This window comes from Bifidobacterium imperatoris (genome assembly GCF_002860405.1).
Taxonomy (GTDB): Bacteria; Actinomycetota; Actinomycetes; order Actinomycetales; family Bifidobacteriaceae; genus Bifidobacterium; species Bifidobacterium imperatoris.
In genome coordinates, this window is the sequence record NZ_NMWV01000005.1 from 223205 (window position 1) to 248481 (window position 25277).

General features: G+C 56.1%; 20 protein-coding genes and 1 tRNA gene. 16 read left to right on the forward strand and 5 right to left on the reverse strand.

Annotated features, from left to right (window positions below; translation table 11 throughout):
- Nucleotides 1–200: 200 nt before the first annotated feature.
- From Tam1G_RS02115 to Tam1G_RS02150, 8 genes are all read left to right on the forward strand, one after another.
- Entirely contained in the window at nucleotides 201–704 is a 504-nt protein-coding gene (locus Tam1G_RS02115; RefSeq protein ID WP_101625274.1) for a GNAT family N-acetyltransferase, read from the forward strand.
- Between the two features lie 58 nt (nucleotides 705–762).
- Nucleotides 763–1362 carry an aminoacyl-tRNA hydrolase gene (gene pth, locus Tam1G_RS02120; protein ID WP_101625275.1) on the forward strand — a complete coding sequence of 200 codons (600 nt, stop codon included), beginning with the start codon at nucleotides 763–765 and terminating at the stop codon, nucleotides 1360–1362.
- Nucleotides 1352–4957, forward strand: a complete 3606-nt coding sequence (mfd, locus tag Tam1G_RS02125) for a transcription-repair coupling factor (RefSeq protein ID WP_101625276.1) — start codon at nucleotides 1352–1354, stop codon at nucleotides 4955–4957. The genes pth and mfd overlap by 11 nt, the downstream gene beginning before the upstream one ends.
- Entirely contained in the window at nucleotides 4939–5850 is a 912-nt protein-coding gene (locus Tam1G_RS02130) for an aldo/keto reductase (RefSeq protein WP_423220483.1), read from the forward strand. The genes mfd and Tam1G_RS02130 overlap by 19 nt, the downstream gene beginning before the upstream one ends.
- 281 nt (nucleotides 5851–6131) lie before the next feature.
- Nucleotides 6132–7430, forward strand: a complete 1299-nt coding sequence (gene eno, locus Tam1G_RS02135; protein WP_033890350.1) for a phosphopyruvate hydratase — start codon at nucleotides 6132–6134, stop codon at nucleotides 7428–7430.
- A 90-nt stretch (nucleotides 7431–7520) separates the two neighbouring features.
- The gene (locus Tam1G_RS02140; RefSeq protein ID WP_101625278.1) at nucleotides 7521–8075 is read left to right on the forward strand and encodes an FtsB family cell division protein; all 555 of its coding nucleotides are present in this window, start codon (nucleotides 7521–7523) and stop codon (nucleotides 8073–8075) included.
- Nucleotides 8072–8635, forward strand: a complete 564-nt coding sequence (locus Tam1G_RS02145) for a DUF501 domain-containing protein (RefSeq protein WP_101625279.1) — start codon at nucleotides 8072–8074, stop codon at nucleotides 8633–8635. The genes Tam1G_RS02140 and Tam1G_RS02145 overlap by 4 nt, the downstream gene beginning before the upstream one ends.
- A 17-nt stretch (nucleotides 8636–8652) precedes the next feature.
- Nucleotides 8653–9654, forward strand: a complete 1002-nt coding sequence (locus Tam1G_RS02150; protein ID WP_101625280.1) for a Ppx/GppA phosphatase family protein — start codon at nucleotides 8653–8655, stop codon at nucleotides 9652–9654.
- A 10-nt stretch (nucleotides 9655–9664) separates the two neighbouring features.
- Here the strand turns inward: Tam1G_RS02150 and Tam1G_RS02155 are convergent.
- Nucleotides 9665–9743: transfer RNA gene (locus tag Tam1G_RS02155), tRNA-Leu, on the reverse strand.
- Nucleotides 9744–10010: 267 nt separating this feature from the next.
- On the opposite strand from Tam1G_RS02155, the gene Tam1G_RS02160 reads away from it, so the two are divergent.
- The 4 genes from Tam1G_RS02160 to Tam1G_RS02175 all read left to right on the forward strand — a co-directional run bounded on the left by Tam1G_RS02160 (nucleotide 10011) and on the right by Tam1G_RS02175 (nucleotide 13224).
- Nucleotides 10011–10604, forward strand: coding sequence for a cadmium transporter (locus Tam1G_RS02160; RefSeq protein WP_101625281.1), 594 nt, complete (start codon nucleotides 10011–10013; stop codon nucleotides 10602–10604).
- A gap of 102 nt (nucleotides 10605–10706) precedes the next feature.
- Nucleotides 10707–12167, forward strand: a complete 1461-nt coding sequence (locus tag Tam1G_RS02165) for an L-serine ammonia-lyase (RefSeq protein ID WP_101625282.1) — start codon at nucleotides 10707–10709, stop codon at nucleotides 12165–12167.
- Between the two features lie 83 nt (nucleotides 12168–12250).
- On the forward strand, nucleotides 12251–12658 hold the full coding sequence (locus Tam1G_RS02170) for an FKBP-type peptidyl-prolyl cis-trans isomerase (protein WP_101625283.1): 408 nt from the start codon (nucleotides 12251–12253) through the stop codon (nucleotides 12656–12658).
- Between the two features lie 86 nt (nucleotides 12659–12744).
- Nucleotides 12745–13224, forward strand: a complete 480-nt coding sequence (locus Tam1G_RS02175; RefSeq protein ID WP_033890357.1) for a GreA/GreB family elongation factor — start codon at nucleotides 12745–12747, stop codon at nucleotides 13222–13224.
- A gap of 96 nt (nucleotides 13225–13320) precedes the next feature.
- Here the strand turns inward: Tam1G_RS02175 and trhA are convergent, their stop codons facing one another.
- On the reverse strand, nucleotides 13321–14235 hold the full coding sequence (gene trhA, locus Tam1G_RS02180; RefSeq protein WP_101625284.1) for a PAQR family membrane homeostasis protein TrhA: 915 nt from the start codon (nucleotides 14233–14235) through the stop codon (nucleotides 13321–13323).
- Nucleotides 14236–14484: 249 nt separating this feature from the next.
- Here trhA and Tam1G_RS02185 point away from each other — a divergent pair, with 249 nt between their 5' ends.
- Nucleotides 14485–15972 (forward strand): sensor histidine kinase, encoded by a 1488-nt coding sequence (locus tag Tam1G_RS02185; protein WP_033890358.1) that lies wholly within the window; start codon nucleotides 14485–14487, stop codon nucleotides 15970–15972.
- A 132-nt stretch (nucleotides 15973–16104) separates the two neighbouring features.
- On the opposite strand, the gene Tam1G_RS02190 is transcribed toward Tam1G_RS02185, so the two are convergent.
- The 3 genes from Tam1G_RS02190 to Tam1G_RS02200 form a co-directional block, all read right to left on the reverse strand.
- Nucleotides 16105–16383, reverse strand: coding sequence for a WhiB family transcriptional regulator (locus Tam1G_RS02190; protein WP_003835265.1), 279 nt, complete (start codon nucleotides 16381–16383; stop codon nucleotides 16105–16107).
- A gap of 113 nt (nucleotides 16384–16496) precedes the next feature.
- Entirely contained in the window at nucleotides 16497–18275 is a 1779-nt protein-coding gene (locus Tam1G_RS02195) for an FtsK/SpoIIIE domain-containing protein (RefSeq protein WP_033890359.1), read from the reverse strand.
- 270 nt (nucleotides 18276–18545) lie between these two features.
- Entirely contained in the window at nucleotides 18546–19943 is a 1398-nt protein-coding gene (locus tag Tam1G_RS02200; RefSeq protein ID WP_081889996.1) for an LCP family protein, read from the reverse strand.
- 271 nt (nucleotides 19944–20214) lie between these two features.
- On the opposite strand from Tam1G_RS02200, the gene Tam1G_RS02205 reads away from it, so the two are divergent.
- The 3 genes from Tam1G_RS02205 to Tam1G_RS02215 all read left to right on the forward strand — a co-directional run bounded on the left by Tam1G_RS02205 (nucleotide 20215) and on the right by Tam1G_RS02215 (nucleotide 25264).
- Entirely contained in the window at nucleotides 20215–20514 is a 300-nt protein-coding gene (locus Tam1G_RS02205; RefSeq protein ID WP_033890464.1) for a WhiB family transcriptional regulator, read from the forward strand.
- A gap of 113 nt (nucleotides 20515–20627) precedes the next feature.
- A complete protein-coding gene (locus tag Tam1G_RS02210; protein WP_033890362.1) occupies nucleotides 20628–23726 on the forward strand; it encodes a glycosyltransferase family 2 protein in 3099 nt (1032 codons plus the stop codon).
- On the forward strand, nucleotides 23723–25264 hold the full coding sequence (locus Tam1G_RS02215; RefSeq protein ID WP_033890363.1) for a DUF5719 family protein: 1542 nt from the start codon (nucleotides 23723–23725) through the stop codon (nucleotides 25262–25264). Before Tam1G_RS02210 ends, Tam1G_RS02215 begins: the two co-directional genes overlap by 4 nt.
- Nucleotides 25265–25277 lie beyond the last annotated feature (13 nt).

Consider the following 25277-nt stretch of genomic DNA (forward strand, 5'->3'; position numbering starts at 1 on the left):
GCTTTTGTGAGTGCAACTATTTCGGGAGATTAACGTTATTTCCCCGAATTTCTTGCGCTGAGTGATGCTGAGTACAAGAAATTCGGGAGGTTACGCCTGATTTCCCAAAATACTTGTACTGAGTTGTGGCCAGTACAAGAAATTCGGGATGAAGCCAATATTCTCCTGAATTTCTTGCGCTGAATGTTAGTCTGTGTGCCATGTCATACACATTCCGCGTAGCAACTGCATCTGATACCCAAGCCATCACCGACATTTACAATGCTTCCGTCATCGCAGGTGGCTCCACCGCTGATTTGACTCCAAGAACGTTTGAACAGCGTCGGGATTGGGTGGATTCTCACAAGCCGCCGTACGGTGTGTTCGTGGTTGAATCATCCGAGCAGCCTGGCCAACCCATTGGTTTTGGTGCATTATCTGTCTTCTACGATCGTGCCGGCTACGATGGTGTCACCGACCTCGCCTACTACATCGACCCCGCATGGCAGGGCAAAGGTGTGGGCACATTCATGCTTCAACACCTCTTGGATGAAGCTCGTAACCGTCACATGCGCAAAGCTTGTGGCATCATTTTCGCCGACAATGCCGGCTCCATTGCGCTGATGCACCGTTTCGGATTCACTCAGTTTGGCCTGATGCCGGCTGCTGCTACCGACTCCACCGGCACCATGAGAGATATGTCGTATTGGTACTTGGATTTGTGATTCTGCCGAAGGGGTCAGGGTACAATCTTCAAAGTTGATTAGGCTTTGAAGGAGAAACATGGCATCGGATTTTTGGCTGATTGCAGGATTGGGCAACCCCGGTAAAAAGTATGAAGGCACCCGTCACAACATGGGCTTCATGGTGACGGATGTGCTGGCCGAACGGTGGACGGTGAACTTCGCCGACCACAAGGGCTTGGCCATACTCGGCAAAAGCACGATGAATCTTGATGGCCGCACGGTGAAGTTCTTTCTCGCCAAGCCTCTGACCTATATGAACGAGTCCGGCAACGCCGTAGCTTCCATCGCGGCCTATTACCAGATTGAGCCGGATCGTATCGTTGTGATTCACGATGACATGGACTTGGAATTCGGCCGTATCAAGGTCAAGTCCGGCGGCTCCGCGGGTGGACACAACGGCATTAAATCCATCGACCGTTCGCTGGGCACGCCCAAATACGCGCGCGTGCGTATGGGTGTCGGCCATGCCAAGCGTGGCCCCAACGCGCACGACAACACGGTGAACTGGGTGCTTGGCGGATTCGGTCCGGACCAGCGCAAACAGCTGCCGGACTTCCTGGCCGATGGCGCCGACGCCGCCGAAGACATCATTTTCCAGGGACTCGCCAAGACTCAGGAGAAGTTCAATGGCCGCTGACGCCGCAAAGTCTGCCGACGCGTCCGCCATCGCTATTGCGGCGGCGAACGGCCAGCCCATCGACGGCTCACTCGCAGGCGTATTGAGCGAACTGAACCACGATCGGAATTTTCAAGCCCTTGCATCCGGTGAGGTTGAGCCCAGCGAAAATGCCGCTGACCCTTCGCTGTTAGTCGGTATGCCGGAAGGTTTGCGTCCGGCACTGGTGGCTGCTATCGGGCAAGGAATGAACGGCAAACCCGGCAAGTCAGTGGTCATGGTTGTGGCTTCCGGACGCGAAGCCGAGGAAACCGTGGGCGCGTTGCGCTCCTGGTATGACGGCGACCCAAACGACATCGCCCAATTGGAAGCATGGGAGACCTTGCCTCATGAGCGTCTAAGCCCACGTGCGGACACGGTGGCCAGCCGTATGGCCGTATTCCGCCGCTTGAAGCATCCGGATCCGGACAATCCGATGTTCGGTCCGATTCGCATCCTCGTGATGCCAATCCGCTCGCTGATTCAGCCAGTGGTCAAAGGCCTCGGCGACGTGGAACCGTTGGTATTCACGGTAGGGGAGGAGCTCGCGCTCGACGAGGCCGCCAAACGACTCATCGAAAACGCCTACACACGCGTCGATCTGGTCATGGACCGAGGCGAATTCGCCGTGCGTGGAGGCATCCTCGACGTATTCCCGCCAACAGCCCCACACCCGGTGCGCATCGAATTTTTCGGCGATGAAATCGACACCATCAAGGAATTCCACGCCTCCGACCAGCGCACCTATGGCAAGGGTCTCAAGACCATTTGGGCCACTGCATGCCGTGAACTGCAATTGACCGACGCAGTGCGAAAGCGAGCCAAAGCGCTGATCGGCTCGATTCCCAATGCCGAAGACATGCTCGAATCCATCGCCAATGCCATTCCGGTCGAAGGCATGGAATCATTGATGCCCGCACTCGTGGATCATCTCGAGCCCGTGGGCTCTATGCTGCCTGAGCATGCCGTCATCGTGTTGAGCGATCCAGAAAAACTGCGTCGCTCGGCCGAAGACTTGGCTAAAACCGCCAACGAATTCCTAGCTGCCAGTTGGCATGTGGCCGCATCCGGCCACGGCGCAGGCGCACCCATCAGTTTCGATGAGGCCAGCTTCCTCGACTATGCGGAAACCATCAGTTCGCTCGAATACTCCGAACATGATGTGATTCGTTTGACCAGCTTCGGCGTGGATGCCACCCTGCCGGGTCATGTACAACTCGACGCGCAGAATCCGGCTGAGTTCCGCGGTAACGAAACCAAGGCCGCACAAGGTATCGAGGGATTGATTGATGCCGGCTTCCAAGTAACCATTACTGCTGCCGCAGCTGGTACTTTGGCCAGACTCAAGCGCGCGATTAATACCACCGGTATCACTACGTTCGATTGCATCCGGTCCCAGGCAATCGATGGTTTTGTCGACAATGCCGCCAAAATCGCATTGCTCACCGAACGAGACCTGACCGGCCGCACATCGGCTGTGGCCGTGGCAAAAACGCCGAAACGTCGCCGTAAGGCCATCGATTTGGTGGAGCTCAAGAAGGGCGATTATGTGGTGCATGAGCAGCACGGCATCGGCCGATTCGTGGAAATGCGCCAGCGTACCATCGGCACCGGTGCGAACCGCACCACCCGCGAATACTTGGTCATCGAATACGCGCCGTCCAAGCGAGGTGCGCCAGCGGATAAGTTGTTCATTCCCACCGACCAGCTCGACCAGGTCAGCAAATACATCGGCGCGGAAGCCCCGAAGCTCAACAAGCTCGGCGGATCGGACTGGGCGGCCACCAAAGCCAAAGCCCGCAAGCATGTGCACGAAATCGCCGACGATCTGATTAAGCTGTATTCGGCCCGCCAGCGCGCGAAAGGCTTCGCGTTCAGCCCGGACACCCCGTGGCAGAAGGAACTGGAAGACGCGTTCCCATATCAGGAGACAGCCGATCAGCTCACCACTATTGACGAAGTTAAATCGGATATGGAAAAGCCGGTGCCGATGGACCGTCTGATCTGCGGCGACGTGGGCTTCGGCAAAACCGAAATCGCCGTGCGTGCGGCCTTCAAAGCCGTGCAGGATGGCAAGCAGGTAGCTGTGCTCGTGCCCACCACACTGCTCGTGCAGCAGCATTATGAGACGTTCACCGAGCGCTTTGAGGGGTTCCCGGTGGATGTGGCCGCTATGAGCCGATTCCAAACCACCAAGGAAATCAACGCCACCATCGAGGGGCTTGCCGCCGGCTCGGTGGATGTGGTCATCGGCACCCATAAGCTGCTGAATCCGAAAATCAAGTTCAAGGACCTGGGCCTCGTCATCATCGATGAGGAGCAGCGCTTCGGCGTGGAACACAAGGAAACGCTGAAGGCCCTGAGAACCAATGTGGACGTACTTTCCCTATCGGCAACGCCTATCCCGCGTACGCTTGAAATGGCGGTGACCGGCATTCGCGAAATGTCGACGCTGGCCACGCCTCCTGAGGACCGGCTGCCGGTGCTGACCTATGTGGGCGCCTACGAGGACGCGCAGGTCACCGCGGCTGTACGCCGCGAACTGCTGCGTGGTGGCCAGGTGTTCTACGTGCATAATCGTGTGCAGGACATCTCCCACATCGCCGATAAGATTCACACACTCGTGCCTGAAGCGCGTGTGGGCATCGCGCACGGCAAAATGGGGGAGAAGCAGCTCGATCAGATTATCCGCGACTTCTGGCATCGTGACATCGATGTGCTCGTATGCACCACCATCATCGAAACCGGTCTGGATATCTCCAACGCCAACACGCTGATCGTGGACCATGCCGACCGCTTCGGCCTTTCCCAATTGCATCAGCTGCGTGGCCGTGTGGGCCGTGGCCGCGAACGTGCGTACGCCTACTTCCTGTATGACCCGACCAAACCGATGACCGAGCAGTCGCATGACCGACTCGCTACCATCGCGCAGAACACTGCATTGGGTTCCGGTTTTGATGTGGCCATGAAGGATTTGGAATTGCGCGGCACCGGCAACCTGCTGGGCGACGAACAGTCCGGTCATATCGAAGGCGTGGGTTTCGATCTCTACGTGCGCATGGTTTCCGAAGCCGTGGAGAAGTACAAGGAGCCGGAAGAGAACGTCGAACCAATCTCCGTGTCCGTAGACCTGCCGATTGAAGCATCCATTCCGGTGGATTACATCGATTCAGACAAGCTGCGTCTGGAGGCATACCGCAAGCTCGCTTCCGCTCGCAACGAGAACGATCTTAAAGATCTTCAAGAGGAACTCGCTGACCGTTACGGCAAGCCACCAGTCGAATTCGAGACTCTGTTCGATGTTGCCCGTCTCAAGTTCAAGGCCAGGAAACTCGGCATTTCGGAAATCCTCGCACAGTCCAACCGCGTGCGCGTTGGCCGTATCGATCCGCCGGAATCCATCCAAATGCGTATGGCGCGCATCTACAAAGGTGCCCAATACCGCCCGGTCACGCATCAGCTTTTTGTTCCTGCACCATTCAACGGGTCGCTCGGCCAGGGGCCAATGAGTTCCGACCAGATTGTTCTATGGACCAACCAACTCCTTGACGATTTAGCATGGAGGCCACAACGATGACATATCGGAACACGGCAACGCTTGCCGGTCATGAAATCCCACGTCTGGGCATGGGTACGATGGCGCTTGCGATTGAAGGACGTCCGGGAAACCGCGATGAAGCCATCGCAACAATCCATAGGGCCCTCGATCTCGGCGTACGCTACCTGGATACTGCGTGGTCGTACTATCTGCCCAGCAAGCCGGGCACGGGAGAGCCGGAAGATATGGGCTACGGCGAATACTTGGTCCGTGATGCGCTCGCCAGCTGGCACGGCCCTCAAGATGAAGTGCTCGTGGCCACCAAAACCGGTTGGCTGCGCACCCTTGATGAGCAGGGTCATTATGGTTGGCAAGCTGATGCCCGACCGGAAACCATGCTTGCCAACGCCAAGGAATCCGCTCGCCGTCTTGGCGTGGATACGCTCGATTTGCTGTACTCACACTGCAACGATCCGCAAGTGCCTTATGAGGAGCAGATGGAGGCATTGAAACAGCTGGTTGATGAAGGCGTTGCAAAAGCAGTAGGCATATCGCGAATCGACAGCAAAGACATCGAAACCGCGCACAAGATTCTCGGGTCTAGGCTGGTTGCAGTACAGAACCAGTTCTCACCAGTGCATCGTGATCCGGAGCACACGATGGAAACCTGCGAAAAGCTTGGCTTGGCGTTCGTTTGTTGGTCACCGCTCGGGGGATTCCTTGACCCATTCAATGAGCATGTGTTCGACCGGTTTAAGGAAGTCGCTAAGGCACATGACTGCTCGTATCAGCGGGTCACGCTTGCCTGGGAGCTCGCGCAATATCCGCATCTGTTTACTATTCCTTCAGCTCGCAATCCTCATGAGATCGAGGATTCATTCCAAGCGGTAGCGCTGCATTTATCTCAAGATGAGCTCGAATACCTGAGCTGATTGATCCTTATTCAGGCATGCAGGCCGGTTCCTTTCCGGAAAAGCGTGCACAAAGTCGGCCTGTGATGGATGTATGAGGTTAGCGGTTGCTTGGGAGCTGAAGGCAACTGCTGTGAGCGGCATGAGGAATAGCTTGTTTGAGAGTGCAAGTTTGCAGCTGATGACATTGCACAGATAAATGTGAGCGCTCACACTATTTTTGGGCGTGTCGTTCACAACGTCCACAAATCGCACTAGTCTTATGACTGTCATTAGATACACAACCGTTTTAAGGAGTAGTTGTGGCAGCAATTGAAAGCGTGTACGCACGTCAGATTCTCGATTCCCGTGGCAACCCGACCGTTGAGGTCGTCCTGGACACCGAAGACGGTGCTCGTGGCCTGGGCCTGGTTCCTTCCGGTGCCTCCACTGGTGAAGCTGAGGCTTGGGAGCGTCGCGATGGCGACAAGTCCGTCTACGGCGGCAAGGGCGTTCTGAACGCTGTCAAGGCCGTTAACGAAGAGATCGCTCCGAAGGTCATCGGCATGGATGCTTCCGACCAGCGCGCTCTCGACGACCTGATGATCGAGCTCGACGGTACCCCGAACAAGGGCAAGCTGGGCGCCAACGCCATCCTGGGTGTCTCCTTGGCTGCTCTGTACGCTTCCGCTGAGTCCGCAGACGAACCGCTGTACCGCTACATCGGCGGCACCAACGGCCACATCCTGCCGGTCCCGAACATGAACATCATGAACGGTGGCGCTCACGCTGACTTCGCCACCGACATTCAGGAGTACATGATCTCCCCGTACGGCTTCAAGACCTACTCTGAGGCTCTGCAGGCTGGTGTCGAGGTCTACCACACCCTGAAGAACGTCCTGAAGAAGGAAGGCCTGAACACTGGCCTCGGCGACGAGGGCGGCTTCGCTCCGAAGATGAAGTCCAACAAGGACTCCCTGAACTACATCATGGACGCCATCTCCGCTGCCGGCTACGAGCCGGGCAAGCAGATCGGCATCTCCCTGGATGTTGCTTCCTCCGAGTTCTACAACAAGGAGACCGGCAAGTACCACTTCGAGGGTGACGAGCGCGACTCCCAGTACATGCTCGACTTCTACGAGCAGCTGATCGAGGAGTACCCGATCGTCTCCATCGAGGATCCGTTCAACGAAGAGGGCTGGGAAGACTGGACCGCCATCACCAAGCTGCTGGGCGACCGCCTGCAGTTCGTTGGCGACGACCTCCTGGTCACCAACCCGGCTCGCCTGCAGAAGGCCATCGAGCTCGGCGCTGCCAACTCCCTGCTGGTCAAGCTGAACCAGATCGGCACCGTCACCGAGACCCTCGACGCCATCGAGCTGGCCACCGCCAACGGCTACACCTCTATGGTTTCCCACCGCTCCGGCGAGACCCCGGACACCACCATCTCCGACCTGGCTGTTGCTAAGAACACCCGCCAGATCAAGACCGGTGCCCCGGCTCGTGGCGAGCGCGTTGCCAAGTACAACCGCCTGCTCGAGATTGAGGAGGAGCTCGGCTCCACCGCTCAGTACGCCGGCTACAGCGCCTTCAAGGCCTGCAAGAAGTACCTGGCCAAGTGAATTGAAACGCCTGTAAAGGCGTGATATTCCACTGATGCTCAATACCCGCTGCATTCGTCAAGTCGAATGTGGCGGGTATTTTCGTGAAACATGAGTAAGTCGTCCCGCACCGAATCGAACGGTAATAAGAAATCGAAACGAAAGAGTGCCGCGGGGCCTATCGCATTCTTTCTTTCGCTGTTTATTGTGGCGTTGGGTACTATCCAACTGGTCTCAACGTTCCATACATATGCGCTGAATCTCGCAGAGCTGAATGGTTTGAAGCGTGAGGAAGCATCATTGGTGGCAAAGAAGCAGGAGCTTGAAAATAACATCAAACGGTGGAATGACAAGGCTTACGTCACTGCTCAAGCTCGCGAACGACTTGGATTCGTATTCCCGGATGAACAAGCCGTGCAGGTGCTTCATCCTGAAGCGGTAACCGGTACGGATGCGCAGGAGGAGGATTCATCCACCAACCAGAGCACTACCAAAAAGGTGTTGCCTTGGTATAGCGAGCTCGCCTATTCCTTCAAAAAAGCCGATGAGCCGGTGACTGACAAATCATCATCCAAAAATGATTCCGCGGACTCGTCTTCGCAAAAGAATCAACAGGATTCACAAAATAACGGACAGAACACCACAGGGGAGGGAACCCAACAGTGACCAACGACATCAACGCCAAGGCATTGTCTCTAGTTGACACCGTATTAGCGCAGCCGGCTACCGAGCAGGATATTGAGCTGGTGCAGCAGCAGCTTGGTCGTTATCCGCGAGGCATGGTGGCGGTGGGAGCACGCTGCGTATGCGGTCGCCCGCTTGCAGTGGTGACCCGCCCGGTGCTGCCCGGTGGCATTCCTTTCCCTACTACCTGCTATTTGACTGGTCCGGAAGCGGTAAAAGCCGCATCTCATGTAGAAGCGGCTGGTGTGATGCAGCAGTACAACGAGATGCTCGGTGAAGATGAGGAATTGAAGGCCGCCTATGAACAGGCGCATCAGCTATATCTGGCATTCCGTCATGAACTGGCCACTCGTTTGGGCGATAGCGAAGAGCATATCGAAGGTACATCCGCTGGCGGCATGCCTGTGCGCGTTAAGTGTCTGCATGCGCTTCTGGCGCAAAGTCTGATTATGGGGCAGGGTGCCAATCCGATTGGTGATTTGGTACTGGAGCGTGTCAAAGACGAATTCGACCCTGCTGTTTGCCGTTGCACCGTGTTGTGAGATACGAGGAGAAGAACATGAGCAAGGATTCCGTAACCGTTGCCGGCATTGATTGCGGCACGAATTCCATTCGTCTGAAGGTAGCGCGCGTGGATGCCAATGGCATGCATGAGGTGGTGCCGCGTATTCTCAGGGTGATTCGCCTCGGACAAGACGTGGACAAGACCCATCGCTTCGCCGATGAGGCACTGGAACGCGCTTACGTGGCCGCACGTGAATTCGCCGACGTGCTTGCCGAGCATCCGGTGGACGGCCTGCGTTTTGTGGCCACCTCCGCCACTCGAGACGCGGAGAACCGTGAGGAATTCGAAGATGGCATCGAGAAGATTCTCGGTGTACGTCCTGAAGTAATTCCCGGCACAGAGGAGGCTGATCTGAGTTTCCTTGGCGCCACCTCGGTAGTGAACCGTGATGATTTGGAAGCCCCCTATTTGGTGGTGGATCTGGGCGGCGGCTCGACCGAGCTGGTTATCGGCGGCGATGGCATCACCGCACCAACCACCCAGGTGCAGGGCGCATTCTCAATGAATATCGGTTCAGTGCGAATGACCGAACGTCATTTGAAGAACGATCCGCCTACCGATGAAGAGATTGCTCAAGCCATTGCCGACATCGATGAACATATCGATGAAGCATTCCAGCATGTGGATGCTGGCAAAGCTCGCACCATCATCGGCGTGTCCGGTACCGTAACCACGATGACCGCACTAGCCATCGGACTGAAGGAATACGACCACAGCGTGGTCGACGGATACCGTTTGGGACTTGAAGAGGCTTATGCGATTGATGACAAGTTCCTGAAGATGACGCGCGCCGAACGCCGCGAGTACAAGACCATTCATCCCGGCCGTATCGATGTGGTCGGCGGTGGCGCTGTGGTATGGAATCGCGTACTTGCCAAAGTCAGCGAAGCAGCCGAACAAGATCATGGCACGCCTATCAACTCCTATGTGGCTAGTGAACATGGTCTCTTGGACGGCATCGTCCTCGATTACGGTCGCCGACTGCTCGCACAATAAGGTGCCAAGGTGCCTCCGATGGGACTCGAACCCACAAGCCGAAGCGATCGATTTTAAGTCGACTGCGTATACCATTTCGCCACGGAGGCGTTGGGTAAACCAACCGTACTATTGTACGTCACCCCGAGACGGATATGGCTTGCGGGTCGCTGAGCTTTGCTCAGCCGTCGCGACATAGTCGCTCCCTTCGCCTACGGACAGCCCACTGGGCTGTCCGCTTCACGGTTTAGCACATCGGAGACACCCAACTGGTATTCCCTAACAGGCCTTCTCTTGGATAGAGGCACCTTCTCGAAACATTCCCTCGTTACCCTGTTCTTCGTTGTATCGGACGTTTGATGAAACGAGGGATTCCTATGGCCTCACGTTGGACCGCAGTTGATCGAGTCGAACAAGGTGCTTTGTCCACAATGTTCGCCCAAGCCGTGATTGTTGGCACTGCGCTCACTGTTGGAGCCATCGCCTGCTCAGGATTCTATCTGACCATGATTGCCGACCCCACCACCAATGCTCCGGTGGTGGCTTTAGTGCCGTGGATGACCGTGACCGTGCTTATCGCCGCCATTTTCACGTATGTCGTTGGTTTTGCGCTCTTGTGGTGCGCTGAAGCATTCACCAACCGTATGAAGGATAAATTCAAGCCGTGGGCGTATGCCGTCATCGGACTTATCGGCTATGGCATTTGGGGCATGTTCGTGATGAGCTCCACCATGAACTCGCTCAATCAATCACTCAACGGCGTTGTGCTCGCCAACTCGGATATTGCCGCACTGACCGTCAACTATGCAGTCTTCGGCTTCATCGCATTCCTGCTGGCTCAAGCCTATGGCACTAAACTGGCAACCAAGAAGCCGGTCGCATTCGCATTGCTGGCAGTGCAAGTGGTGTTGGCGGTACTTGGCATCATCGTGATGGTGATGATTTTCGGCCAGCTGCCTTCCTCGAAGTAAACAAACGCCCTATTCGGATCTGTTGCGCTGCCGCATCCACACCATGAGCATCTGTCATAGGATGGTGTAGCGCGATAAGCAACACAGCCAAAAGGAGCAATCATGTTCAGCGTGCTCGATATGTTCACCATCGGAGTGGGACCTTCCTCCTCGCATACCGTAGGACCGATGGCAGCCGCGCACGCCTTTGCAGCATCGCTCACGCAAGACGGTCTCATTGAGAGAACCGAACGTGTCAAAGTCACGCTATACGGTTCTCTGGCCTTGACTGGTATGGGGCATGGTACCGATCGTGCGGCAATGGCAGGCTTGGAAGGCAACATGCCTGCCAGCGTGGATACGGAACATATGCTGCATATCCGCGAAACCTGCGCACTCGACGACACGTTGAACCTGGCCGGCGTCAAGCGCATCCATTTCGACTACGCACGCGATGTGGTCTTCGAACTCTGGAAGCGCATGGCCGCACATCCCAATGGCATGAGATTTCAAGCGTTTGACGCAGCAGGCTCACTGGTGCTCGAACAAGTCTGGTATTCCATTGGCGGTGGATTCATTCGCCAAGGCAATCCAGACGATTTGATGATCGGCATTCATGACAAGCCGCCGGCAGGCACCTCCTTCGCCGATGAGGATGAATCATCCTCCACCGACTTCGGACCTGAAATCCCATACCCGTTCTCATCGTGCGCGGAACTTGTCGCATTATGCCGCGAGCACCATATGAGCATCGCCGAACTCGTGTGGGCCAATGAAACGGCCACTCGCTCAGGTGTACAGGTGCGCACAGTCATTGACAATGTCTGGCGCGTGATGCGCGAATGCGTCAACAACGGCTGCACCTCGAACGAAACCACACTGCCCGGCGGCCTTGACGTGCCTCGCCGAGCACCGAAAATGTATCAGCGACTATCCTCGAACTCTGATCTGCTGCGCCGCGACCGCCGCCGCAAGGATGCGGTATTGGAATCCTCCGATGCTGCATGGGTGGACCTGTTTGCGCTCGCTGTCTCTGAGGAGAACGCTGGGGGAGGGCGCATCGTCACCGCTCCTACCAATGGTTCGGCGGGCATTATTCCTGCAGTGCTGCATTATTACTGGCATTTTGTGGACGATGCCAATGAGCAGGGTATTGTGACTTTCCTGCTCACGGCTGGAGCCATCGGTTACCTGTTCAAACGCAATGCTTCGATTTCCGGTGCCGAGGTGGGGTGCCAAGGCGAGGTTGGCTCGGCTTGTTCGATGGCTGCGGCAGGTCTGGCTGCAGTGATGGGAGGCACTCCTGAACAAGTGGAAAATGCTGCGGAAATCGGCATCGAACACAATCTGGGTTTGACTTGCGACCCGGTCGGCGGCCTGGTGCAGATTCCTTGCATCGAGCGCAATGCGATGGCCGCGAACACCGCCATCAATGCCGTGCGTATGGCCATGCTCGGCGACGGCTCGCATATCGTAACCCTCGATCAGGCAATTGCCACGATGAAGCAGACCGGCGAAGATATGATGGCTAAATACAAGGAAACCTCCAAAGGCGGTCTCGCTGTCAACGTCGTCGAATGCTAGATGTATCGCACTGGGAAGAATGACTTTCGCCGCTCCGCCAATGGTGATAATGTAGGGCGCATTGTGTCTGACAAGGAGGACGTATGGCAGAACAGATGCCCAAGGTGAACGCAGAATTCGGCACCACGCCCGTTATCGAGTTCCCGACCGACGAGGCTCCCAAGGGTCTCAAGGCTATTGAACTGACCGAGGGCGACGGCCCGATGGTTCGTCGTGGCGATACCGTCACCGTGAACTATCACGGTGTGGTGTGGGGCAAGGAAACCCCGTTCGATTCCAGCTTCAATCGTCATCAGCCGGCCAGCTTCGGCATTGGCGTGGGCCAGGTCATCAAGGGCTGGGATCAGACTGTGCCGGGCCACAACGTGGGCTCCCGTCTGGTGGTTTCCATCCCGCCGGAGTACGGTTACGGTTCTCGTGGCGTCCCGCAGGCCGGCATCGGTGGCGACGATACCCTGGTGTTCGTCATCGACATCATTTCCACTCGCTGAGACATATTCAGTATGACGGAACGCCGGTGTCATAGCCGGCGTTTTTGCTATACATTCAGCATTGATCGTAAGTTCAGGAGGACATTATGGCTGAAGATAAGGTCTACCTGCTGACGCAGGAAGCATACAACAAGATGAAGGAAGAGCTCGCCTACCGTGAGAGCGAGCTGCGTGAGGAGATTGCTCACAAGATTGCCGTAGCCCGTGCTGAAGGCGACCTTTCCGAGAACGGCGGCTACCAGGCCGCTCGCGAGGCCCAGAGCAAGAACGAGGGCCGTATCACCGAGCTCACCGTGAAGCTCCGCGATTCCAAGATCATCGAAAACGCTCCGGAAGGTACCGTGGGCAACGGTTCCGTGGTTACCATCGAGCTCAACGGCAATGAGATGACCTACGTGCTCGGCAGCCGCGACATCGTGGCCGGCACCGATTACGACATCATGACCCCGGATTCCCCGATTGGTAAGGCCATCGAAGGCGCCAAGGTGGGCGACACCGTGACCTACACCGCTCCGAACGGTCGTGAGCTGTCTGTGGTGGTCAAGGCTTCCAAGCCGCTCGCCTGAGTTTCCCAACTTGTATCCATAACGTGAATGGGCTTTTCCTTATATGAGGAGAAGCCCATTCACGTTATTAAGAGATTTTCATAGACCGATGAGGGATTAATTCCACAACGCCACGATTACCATATAGATGGCCACCATATGGCAGGCGTATCCGGCGACGGTACCGCAGTGGAAAATCTCATGGAAGCCGAAGATACGCGGCCAAGGATCCGGTTTGCGCAATGCGTAGACGATGGCACCCAGAATGTAGCAGGCTCCGCCAGCGCACAGCAGAATCACCACGGCAGGACCCGCATATGGTGAATTCCAGAACAGCATCATGAATGCCAGACCGTAGATGCCGAACACGATGTACACCACGGTGTACAGCCAGCGTGGAGCGTTGATCCAAATCACATGAATAATCAGCGCGATCAGTGTGCACGACCACATGGAAATAATAATGAAGTTGCGCCAGAACGGTTCCAAGGCGAACGAAACCGGCGTATAGGTGCCTGCTATCAGCAGGAAGATGTTGACATGATCGATGCGGCGAAGCACATCGGTAACATGTGGGCTCCAATCACCCAAGTGATAGCACGCGGAGTTCGTGAATAGAGTCAACGAGGCAGTCATGAACACGGCGCACGCCCATTTGAGTCCGACACCCTGCGCCAAACAGATCAGCACGATGCCTGCGGCCAGCGATAGGGGAGAGGCCACGGCATGAATCCATCCGCGCATGGCGGGCTTTGGGCGCCCATGCACATCCAGGCGGATCTTACGGGCCATCTCGGCTGGAGCGATGCCTTCGATTTTCAGCGCGCGGTTCTCGGCTTTGGCAAGCTTCTTACGTGCTTTCTCTTCGGCTTTGGCTCGTATAGCTTCGGCTTTGAACTGGGCCTTGGCACGTACGGCGTCCGCCTTGGCCTGCAGTGCTTGTTCGCGTGCCTTGATGGCGATGGCGCGTTTCGCTTCGATGGTGGAATCCAGCTTGCTTGTGGCGTTGCCGCCGCTGTGTTCCTCTGCCATGATTGCCCCTCCTGCCGCAGTGCGAACATTGCTTACGTTACCGTAACCTACGTTAACGTAAGTAGCTGGATTGTCAATGGCAACCCGCCATTTCCATTCACATTATGACACCAAAGCAGGTTGCCAGCATGAGTCAGTTGACAGGTGTCCTCGCCTATGGCCTTACATGCTTTTCCGCTTCGAGCTAAGAGCATAACAATGGCTACCGGTAACGCTCATTTCGCGAAGCCATTGCGTATGATGTAAGACATGGCTGATTTTTCACATATTCTTGCGACCCGCCCGGATTTCGACGATGAGGACCGTGAATGGCTGCATCACCTGGTAGCTGATTGGCAGGTGATTGCCGACCTGAGTTTCGCTGATTTATTGCTGCTGGTACAGAACGGTGACGGCAAGTATGTGGTTGCCGAACAATGCCGCCCCTCCACAGTGATGACTCTTCGCGGCGAGGATGTAGTCGGCGATGTCATGCCCGACGACATGACCGGTGAATTGGATGCCGCAATGCAGTCCAGCGTGGTATTCCGTTCCACCGTGCTGCGCTCCGTAGGCAAGGCCACGGTGTGCAACGTGTACGCTCCGGTGCGGCATAACGGCAAAACGCTTGGTCTGGTGGTGCGTGAAACCAACATGGCCACACGAGAGTCCAACGGTCGTTATGAGTCGGAAAGCATCAACGCCGGCAAACAGCTCTATGAGATGATTCCGCGCGGCCAATTCCCATATCAGGATTCCGTGATGAGCCAGCGTCATATTGCTCGCGTGGCAGACGGTTTCATCATTCTGACCATCGACGGTGTGGTACGCTACGCGGCTCCCAATGCCATCAGCTGCTTCAGACGTCTGGGATTGCTGAACACCATGCCCGGCCAATACCTGAGCGAGCTGGGAACCCAGTTGCTGAAGGAAAACGATCCGGTTCCCGAAACACTGCCGCTGGTGCTTTCCGGCAAGGCGGCCGTCGATTCCGAAATCAACGCGAACCGTTCCGCAGTCTCCATGCGCTCGCTGCCGCTGTACGACAACAACGGCCGTGTGGGCGCTATCATCCTGTGCCGTGATGTGACCGAACTGCGACGCCGTGAAAAGGAACTGCAGACCAAGAACGCCACGATTTCCGAAATTCACCACCGTGTGAAGAACAACCTGCAGGCTGTGTCCGCCCTGCTGAGGCTGCAAGCTCGTAAGACCAAGTCCGAGGAAGTCAAGAAGGAGCTACAGGAGGCTCAGCGTCGCGTACAAACCATTGCAATGGTGCATGAAGGTTTGAGCCAGACCGCTGATGAGATCGTGGATTTCGACAAGGTTATTTCCAACCTGCTGCGCATGGCGGTGGATCTGGCCACAATGAAGGATCAACACATCAGCGTGAACTTCATGGGCAAGTTCGGCATGATGCCGGCTCAGGATGCCACGCCGCTTTCCTTGGTGTTGACCGAGCTCATCACGAACTCCGTTGAACATGGATTCGAAGGGCGCAAGGAAGGCAACATCACGATTTCCGTTGGACGTTCCGGCTCCAACCTCAACGTGGTGGTCGAGGACGATGGTACCGGTCTTGGCTCCGAAGAACAGGGCGGTATGGCACGATCCTCCGGATCCGGCTTGGGTACGCAAATCATCAACACCTTCGTTACCAACGATTTTGGCGGTTCCGTGCACTGGGAGCCGAGGCGTGAAGGAGGCACCCGCGTAGTGCTCGATATGAAGCTGCGCGCCGCTCAGGAAGAATAGTCTGTTCCCGACTCCCCTTGTTGAGAGGGAGCCGTCAGCGGAGCTGCCTGAGGGGAGTTAGCCCCACAAAAAGAGAGACCCTCCCGAATGGGAGGGTCTCTTCGTATACGACGGCGATATGCTACGCGAATATCAGATTTGCATCTGCATGGCCTGCGAACGGCGGGCGCGCATGGCGCGACGCTTCAGCGCACGACGCTCATCCTCGCTCAAGCCGCCCCACACGCCGTAATCCTGATTGGTGTCCAACGCGCACTTCAGGCAAGCGTCAATCACCTTGCAGGTACGGCACACGGCCTTGGCTTCCTCAATCTGCTGGTATGCGGCACCGGTGTTGCCCACCGGGAAGAACAGTTCCGGATCCTTATCGCGACATGCGGCCTTGGCTCGCCAATCAAAAGCGCTGCTCATTGCTTGCCTCCCTTAAAAGCCACGTGGCTGATTGTTATTCCTTGATTCCTACACTAGGAAACCACGAACTGTGTCCATTTTCAAGAGGTTTCACTGAGAAAATATCAGGTATTTTATGAAGCGCACTGCACTAGTTGTGCCGATGAGCCGGTAATGAGCACGGCCCTGCCCGGGGTTTCGTAATCATGATGACCGAGTGATGTAAGTAATGAGGAAGGAATACCAGCCATAACATCAGCCGTTTTCTCGCCACTGGGAAACACGATTCTGGTGATGCAGTGTTCAGGGATTCGTATATGGCGTAAGGAAGAAGCGGTAAAAACCACGGTGATGGACGGATTCGCCAAAGCCTGCCTGAAATGCAACGCATGCTCATCGGTGAGAAACGGGTCAAACAAGCCATCGGCATCATCGACCAGCCACAATAATCTCGGTGGCTCAGGCGGTGCAGATATAGCTTCTCTGCAGGGAAAGCTACGTGAGGACTGATGAATGGTTTGCGTCCGCCAAATACCATGCACAGGTCTACTGATGCGTGCCACAAGCCCCTCAATATGCTCTACCTGTTCGGCAATAGTCTCCAAAACCGTGCTTTTGCCACGACCGTGACCGCCAATAATACCGATATTGCCGCGAAACGGATTCAACATGGCATCACCCACCGTGATGCCGTCATCACACAGGCCGAACCAGATGAGGCGCTGATTGGCATGTTGTTGTGCGGCGAGCGCTTGCGGACGAGCGCGAACAGCAACAGGCAGAGGAGCGGAGAATAGCTGAGGAGCCGTCTGCTTTCCCATGAATCGTGCAGTCAGCGCGATATTGCCGATAATGCTTCCCATATTGGCGGCGCTCGCGCAACGCAGGGCTACAACATGCTCGGAATCATTGCAGTAGGCGGCTCCTGGCATGGTGGGACTGATGCGTGACGCTCTGCCATCTCCTAACAATTCGGCTGATTGAAGTTCATCGCGAACTCGAAGACAGATATTCATGGCCATATTGGCCTTCATATCGGCACTTATCTGACCCATTGGGTTTTGCGTACATGCGATAAGATGCATGCCTAATGATCGTCCGAGGGAAGCGATTCGTACGAGACGGTTGATGTAATCCGGTAACTGGTCCTTCAATGCGTGGAATTCATCGATAACCACGAATAATCGTGCTGGCGGGTCGGGCAGATCGTCGATATATGACGTGCGGTATTCGGCGGTAAGCCGCTCTCGACGTGTGAGTTCTCGTTCCAAGGCGCGCAATGCTCGGGTGGCATGGGCAAGGTCTAAATCGCACACGCTGCCGATGCAGTGCGGCAGTTGTTCGAGCTCTCTGAACGCCGAACCACCTTTGAAATCAAGGAATACAAAATTCAGACGGTCAGGCCCGTTGCGCGCGGCCAAAGCCAAACACCAGCTTTGCAGCAGCACGGATTTGCCGGAGCCGGTGGTCCCTGCCACAAGAGCATGTGGCCCCTGCCTGCGCAGGTTGACGATGCAGGGCCCATTCTCCGCCATGCCCAGCGGAGTGTCCCACTGAGGTGAGCCAAGCCAATAACGCACCATTGTTCTCCAAGGAAGGGAGTCGAATTCCAGTAATTGCTCTAGTTCGGCTGCCTGAATGACTGTGAAATCATACGAATATTGGGTGTGACGTGCTGCCGCAGGTGTGCTAAACAACGCGGCATCAGATGACTTACCGGCGCGAGCGGAATGATTGCGCGTACTATCCGATGGCGTATCAAGTGGGGGAGCAGGCAAGGAAACCAGTATGGAAGCCAGGCAGCCAACAGCTCCGGGCACGATCATGAGCGCATACAGCCAGTGTCCCTGCACAATCATGATTGCGACCATTGTGATTTGCGCCAGAAGTGGAGCTGCCATCGCGAATGCCATAAGCCTCGCACGCCAACGATGATGCGACAGACCACGATGGCGGGATCGGCTCTGCCTTGTTCGAGCCGTGTGCGGTCGCTGTGCAATCTGGCCGTTTGATGCTGATGGTTTGCTCATACCTCCAGCGTGAAGGACACTGCCGCTGATGCGCAAGCTGAAACGGGGTATGTGGTTCTAGCTTGCCGAGTTATCCACATTGTCTGATGAATTGACCGATAGCGCACTTATGGCCACACGTCATACACCGGCCATAAGCCGATTGCATGCAGGTCAGCCTTCAGCCAGCGTGCCCACAGTGCCCGCGGCATGAGTGCCGGCAGCAAGCTGAGCGAACAATTCAGTGTTTTTCTCATCGTTCAACAATACCGATGAGCCAACGCCATCCACGTAATAATCAGGGTCGGTCCAATACACGCTGCCGGAAACGCCCTTGGAGCCAGTGGCGTCCTTAAACGCGAGCGCCATGTTAATCAGGCTCATCGTGGAGGCGTCTTCATCTACGGTCAGTGCTCCCAATCCGGCTTTGGCTACGGCCATGACCTTCTTGGGGTTCGTCAACGTTTCCTTGCTGGAGGCCTTTTGAATAACGGCGGCAATCACCTGACGCTGGCGGGCGTTGCGGCCGAAATCACCATTGGCGTCGGAATACCTCATACGGGAGAATGCGAGTGCCACGCCGCCGTCCGCGTTATGGCAACCGGCCTGCCAGGTCAAACCGGAATAGGCATCTTCAACATCCTCGTCATAGCACAGCTGCACGCCGCCCAAAGCGTCCACGACCTGTTCCAGGCCGCCAAATTTAATCTGAGCCACATGATCGATTTTTTGGCCGGTAATATCTTCGACCTGCTGTACTAGGGCTTTCTTGCCCACGGCCTGAGCCACGGCATTGATTTTCATGTATTGTCCGTCGACTTCCATTAAGGAGTCGCGCGGAATGGAGATCAGTGAGCTCGGGCCGCTCTTGGGCTTGGTCAATACCAGAATCGTGTCGGTACGGAAGCCGGAGATGTCACTGTTTGGGTCATCGCGTTCATCTGAACCGAGAATCAGCCATGTGGATGCCGGCGTATCGGCGGTGTTGGTCAGCCAAGCGGTTTTGTTCAGCTGTCCGTCCACCCAATTCCAAGCGCTGAAGACACTAATGGCCAGAATGGCCAGCACAAGAGCAAGAGCGCCTATGATGATATGCCTTGCCCGATGAGGTTTCATTGCATGCACGGCTGATGTGGTCCCAGCGCTGCGGGCAAAAGTCGCAGCCGATGATTTCGCGGTCGGCTGAATTTGATTGGAACGAATGGCGGTTGAACGACTCGCGTTGCGCGATGAACCGGTAGAACGTCTGGCGCGAGCGGGTGGAATGCTTTGCGGTGCATCATTATGATGGGCTGATTCGCTGATCTGCCGGCGAGTACTCGAGGGAGAGAAACTCGGTGCGGCTGAACGCCCCGATGATGTGCGTCGGGAAGCGGGGGGAGCAAAAGATGCCGGAGCACTTTGCCCTGCATTGCCAATTGAACGTTGCGGCTGATAGGACGGCACAGAGGAAGGTGCTGCCGCGCTGGAGGATCGAGGGACCTGACCGGATGGCCTGGTACGGCGGCCGGCAGGAGGAGTGAAGCTTGGCGGATTAATGTACTGATCCGCTTCACCTGATTCCTGCGTCATGCAAAACCCTCCCAATGTCGTCGCTTGTCTGAATGACACTTTGGCACAGCGTTCGCCTGCGATAGCTGGGGTGCCTTGTTCCTACGCAGGAACGGCACATACGCGCCATAATTGACTCTTGCCGCACAGCGGTTTGTCAGACAAACCAGATGCTCTTATAGCACAAACTTCAATAAACATATGTATTGACACGAGAAGTAATTTGACAAACTCGAAGTAGCATGTGTGTAATTTAGGCGTTATGAAAAAGCTCAAAGGCAAGGAGGATCGCATGTGGGGTGTGATCGACGATTCCGCCGAAGAGCCATTGAATGAATTATGGGGACTGTTCAAGCCGGATGGCGATGTGTCATGGCAGCACAAGGCATTGTGCGCGCAGACCGACCCCGAAGCCTTTTTCCCGGAAAAAGGCGGCTCTACCCGCGACGCAAAGCGGGTATGCGCCAAATGCGAGGTGCGTGAACAATGCTTGAAGTGGGCCATCGATCACGATGAACGATTCGGCATATGGGGCGGTATGAGCGAGCGTGAACGCCGCCGCTATAAGAAAGAGCACCGCGAGCAGGCATGATGCAGGCATGGTGCGCTTGCCGAATGAGTGACATGGCTCGCTAAGCAAACAGTCTGCGTGAAGTATGCGCGCATGCACAGCCCTTTCAAGGTTCATGCGTACACTGGGAGTTTATGAGTTCAACAGCGAATAACGATATCCATAATGCTTTGGCCAATGCAATGGCTGCGCGTCCGTACACGCACAGGCAGGACGTGGATGCCGGAATTGTGGCCGTGGTGACCGTTGAAGACGATACCCGGTTCCTTGAAGCCACGTTGCACTCGTTGTTGACGCAAAGTGTGCTACCGGGTGTCATCGTTATTGCCGATGCTACTGGCAGCACCACTCAATCATTAAAGACATCATTCGAGGTCATTCCCTCACCGTCCGGCCCGGTATTGCAAATGCCACAGGCCAAACAAGTCAGCATCCAGATCGTGCGCGCCAAGGGAGCCCGCTCGTTCGGCGACGCAGTAGCGAAAGCCTTGACCAAAGCCGATCTTAACGGTTCAACTCGTGCCTTGTGGTTGCTGCACGATGATTCACGCCCATCCGATGCATACTGTCTGGAGCACCTGCTTGAAGCATGGCGCAACGCGCCCGGTGCCAGTGTGCTGGGCTGCAAGCAATGCGATTGGGAAGGCACCCAGCTTCATGACGTCGGCATGTATGCCGGTTCTCATGCCGTGCACTCGCTGGTGGTGGATGGCGAACCCGATCAGGAACAATATGATGGCCGTCAGGATGTATTCGCGGTTTCCTTGGCTGGCGCACTCGTTTCGTTTGATGAATTCAAACGGCTGAAGATCAATTCATGGTTCACCACATATAGCGAATCCGTGGATTTCTGCCGTCGTGTGTGCTTGAGCGGTGGCCGAGTGGTGGTGGTGCCGAAGGCGGAGATTTCGCACCGCCGCGCCCGTTACGAGGGCGTGCGCAATCGCAACGGCGAGCCTCTGGACCATGAGCACACCAAATCCGCGGCAATGACCGTTGCCCGGACTCAGCAGCGTTACTTCTACACTGATGTGCATATGTCCACATGGATTCTGGTATGGCTATGGCGTTTGGTTCGTAGCTTTGGCGTGACCATCGCCTTGCTCTTCCGCAAACAGCCGTATCAGGCGCTGGTGCAATTGTGCTTGCCGTGGCTCGCGCTGACATCAATACCGGGAGCTATTCGTTCAAGGCGACTGGTGGCTCGCCAAAGCAAAGTCGGCATGTCCTCATTGCAGGTGCTCACTGCGGATCGTCGCCAAATCAAACAGTTCCATGATCGGCGTGATGCATTCCAAGCTCAGCGGAACCTTGTATTGCTGAGCCCTCTGGAGCGCGCGCATCTACGCGCACGCCTGGTACGCCGTTGGATTGCCGCCTGCTGCATGGCATTGTTCTGTTTCCTTGCAGTGATGCTGATGTACTGGTCAGTGTTCAAAGACGTATTCTCGGGCGGTTCCCTGTACTCGAATCGATTGCTGCCGACCGGTGCAAGCTTCAAACAGCTGGCGCAATCCGCCACAACGTTATGGGTATTCGGCTCCGGTACCGGTGTTCCGGCACCGCCTACGCCGTGGCTGCTTGTACTGTTGCTGGCCAGCGTGGTGACTTTCGGTCATGTCAGTGCGGCATTGGCGCTCATGTTGTTTGCATCCGCGCCATTGAGCGCGCTGTCTTTCTGGGCTTTGGCTGGTATTTTTACCCGTTCCAATGCGGTGCGCATTCTAGGCGGTCTGCTGTGGGCTTCCACCGGCGTGATGTTCGGATGGTATGCGCAGGCCGATCTGCCCATGCTGACGGTGCTGGTGTTCCTGCCGGCCGCTTTTGCCTTCGTATTCCGCGCCGTGGGCATGTACCATACGGAGGATCCGCTGAAGCCTCGTCCCTCGGTGCAGGCTGCCGCCATCGCCTCATTGTGCTTCGTGCCGGTTGTGGCCTCCGAGCCCCAATTGTTATTGGCGCTGATCGTGGCATTCCTCGCATTCCTGATGTTCGTGAAGCGCAAGCGTTCGGCATTGCTGTTGATTCCTGTACCGGCCGCTTTCGCCGTAGCCCCAACGCTCGTCAATTCGATTCGATATGCACAAGAAGGGGCATGGCGCCAGATCTTCGGCGATATCATGCAACCTTCCAGCGCGATGAATGGATCTCCTGCGGCGCTGAGCCTGTTTGATGCCGCTCAACGCGCATTGGGCTGGGACCCCATGTCCGGTCATGCTGTTGATGTGGCGTTGGCGGTATTGTTCGCGTTGATTACGCTGCTGGCCATTGTCTCATTGGTGTTGCCGTTTGCTTTGCGAGCTTCTCGACTGATGTGGGTGCTCATTGTATGCGGCGGCGCACTGTCCTTAGTCTCCAGTCGTGTGGCTATCGCCGTGGACTCCGATGGTGTTATCGCAGGTTCCGCCCAGCCGGGCAATCTCCTGATGATTCTTGGATTCCTCTCCTGCACCTGTCTGGTTGCCGGTGGTGCGGTCAAGCGATTCAATCCATTGCATGTTTCGGCATCGGATGTTGAATCCGATGCGCAGGCGGCTGGCAATCAGCGCATGATTTCCGTGGGCCGTGTGGCGCTTGCGGTGGTGTTGTCCGCATGCGTGGCTGTGCAATGCTGGTATGGCGTTGTTCGTTACCAGGATGAGGGACTGGGTGTTTCCAATGCCGGTCTGCCGATGGTGACCACTGATTATCTGCAATCCGGCGCTGACCATCGCGTACTTGCCATCAGTGCTGAAACTCGCACGGCAGTCGATTATTCGGTGATGCGCACTTCCCGAGGCGATTTGATCGATAGTTCGCCGATTGCGCGCGCTCGTCTGCTGGATGGCAAGCATGATGATGTCGATATGAAACTTGCTGAAGCCTGCGCGACGCTGCTGTCCAATCCGGATGAGCAAGCCATCGCCACTATCAGCGAGCTTGGATTCGGCGGCATCTATGTGGTTGCCAATGGTCAGGCAAGCGAAGCCTCTTCACCTTATGAGCAGTTGAGCGCCAATATCGCGGCTTCCAATGGCACGCAATCTTTGGTGGCTACGGATGACGGTAGCTATTTCCGCTTGACTTTGCAGAACGTCAACGATCAGAACGTGGATACTTCATGGCAGCAGCGCACTCAGCGCAGCGGATGGCGATACGCATGGCTGACCTGTCTTGCGGTCATCATGGTCTTCTACTGCCTGGTGGCGGTACCGCGTAGGAAGCTGTCGGCCGGACTGGAGGAGGAAGCATGAGCAAGCACATCACATCTGGTTCGAGACGAGTGACCAACATTGTGCTGGGCACTATCACCACCATCATCCTTATTGCGGCATTGGCTGCATTATTTATCCTGCCGGGGCCGAAATCTTGGGTGGATTCCGTTGCCGCGACCGATGATGCCATTGATCAGACCGTGAGCCCGACGCAATCCGAAATGTATTGCCCTGCGCCAATGCAGCTGGCCGATACCGGTACCTACGGCGATAGCGCTTTCCAAGCCACGGTGGGTAATCTGAGTACCAAAGCGCGGTATGCGGCGTTCGGCTCCGTGTACACGTCCACGGTTTCGGCATTCGTGGATGGTACGAGTTCCGATGATGTAACCCTGCAGGATAGCGATGTCACCGATGATTCCGATGTGAAAACCGGCTCGCAGGATCTTGACAGTTCACGACTGATGGATACGCGCATGCTGCAGGCAACCGAGGGCACAGGTACCGCAGGCGCTATCGCATCATGGGCTGATGAAGGCGATCTGAAGGGTGTTTCCGCCGCATCATGCATCGCTACGGCCCTGTCGCAGTCCTTCTTGCTTTCTGGTTCCTCCACCGGCACAACGCAGCAGCTTATTGTGGCTAACCCTTCCACTAAGCCAACTGCGGTGGATCTGTCGATTTGGGGCACGGCGAGCAGCGGCAAACTGGCCTTGTCTACGCAATCCTCGCTATCCGTGCCGGCACAAGGCGAATCTTCGATTGATCTTTCAGCTTCGGTATCCGATCAGAATGGCTTGTATGTCGTGGTTTCCAGCAAGGAGACCCCGATTGCCGCCGTGGTGCGCACGGTTGTGATGGATGGTTTGACCTCCAAGGGATCGGATTTCGCGCTGCCGCTTTCCTCGGCATCGAATGCTGCCGTGGTTCCTTCGGTCAACGATTCCGATACCGTCAGCGCTTACCTGTTCTCTCGTACTGATACCAATACTGAACTGTCTTGGATTACCGAACATGGTTTGGTTCATGCCAAGGATGTTGATGTGTCCGCCGAACAAGTGGAAGTCGTTGATTTGGGCAAGGCTCCGAAGGAAGCCTTGGGCGTTATGTCCACTTCTGAAGACAAGTTGTCCTTCAGTGTCAAAGCCACGCGTTCCGGTGAGTCCGATCAGGCTGATTTCGCGCTGATGAATGCGGCATCGCCCACCAAGCTTTCGGCTCTGGTGGTGCCGGATGATGTTACGGCTGTTCTCTCCGTGGTGAACACGTCTAACAGCGAGCATACGGTGACAATCAATGCGTATGATGCGGATGGCAAGACGGTAAACAGCAAGGAAATAACCTTGGGAGCGAACGCTGCCCAGACCATCGCCGCCAAGGATTTCAACGATGGTGATACCGCGGCAACGATTTTCACGATGGAAGATGATTCACAGACGGTGGGCTGGGGAGCACGGCTTGAGCATGACAATCTTGGCGACGGCAAAATCGCTGGGCTGTCCGCCATCTCAGCAACCTCATTGATGCCCGTCACCTCTCATGTATGGGCGCGAAGCAACGAGGCCATCGTTCGCTGATGCGCCTGCTGAT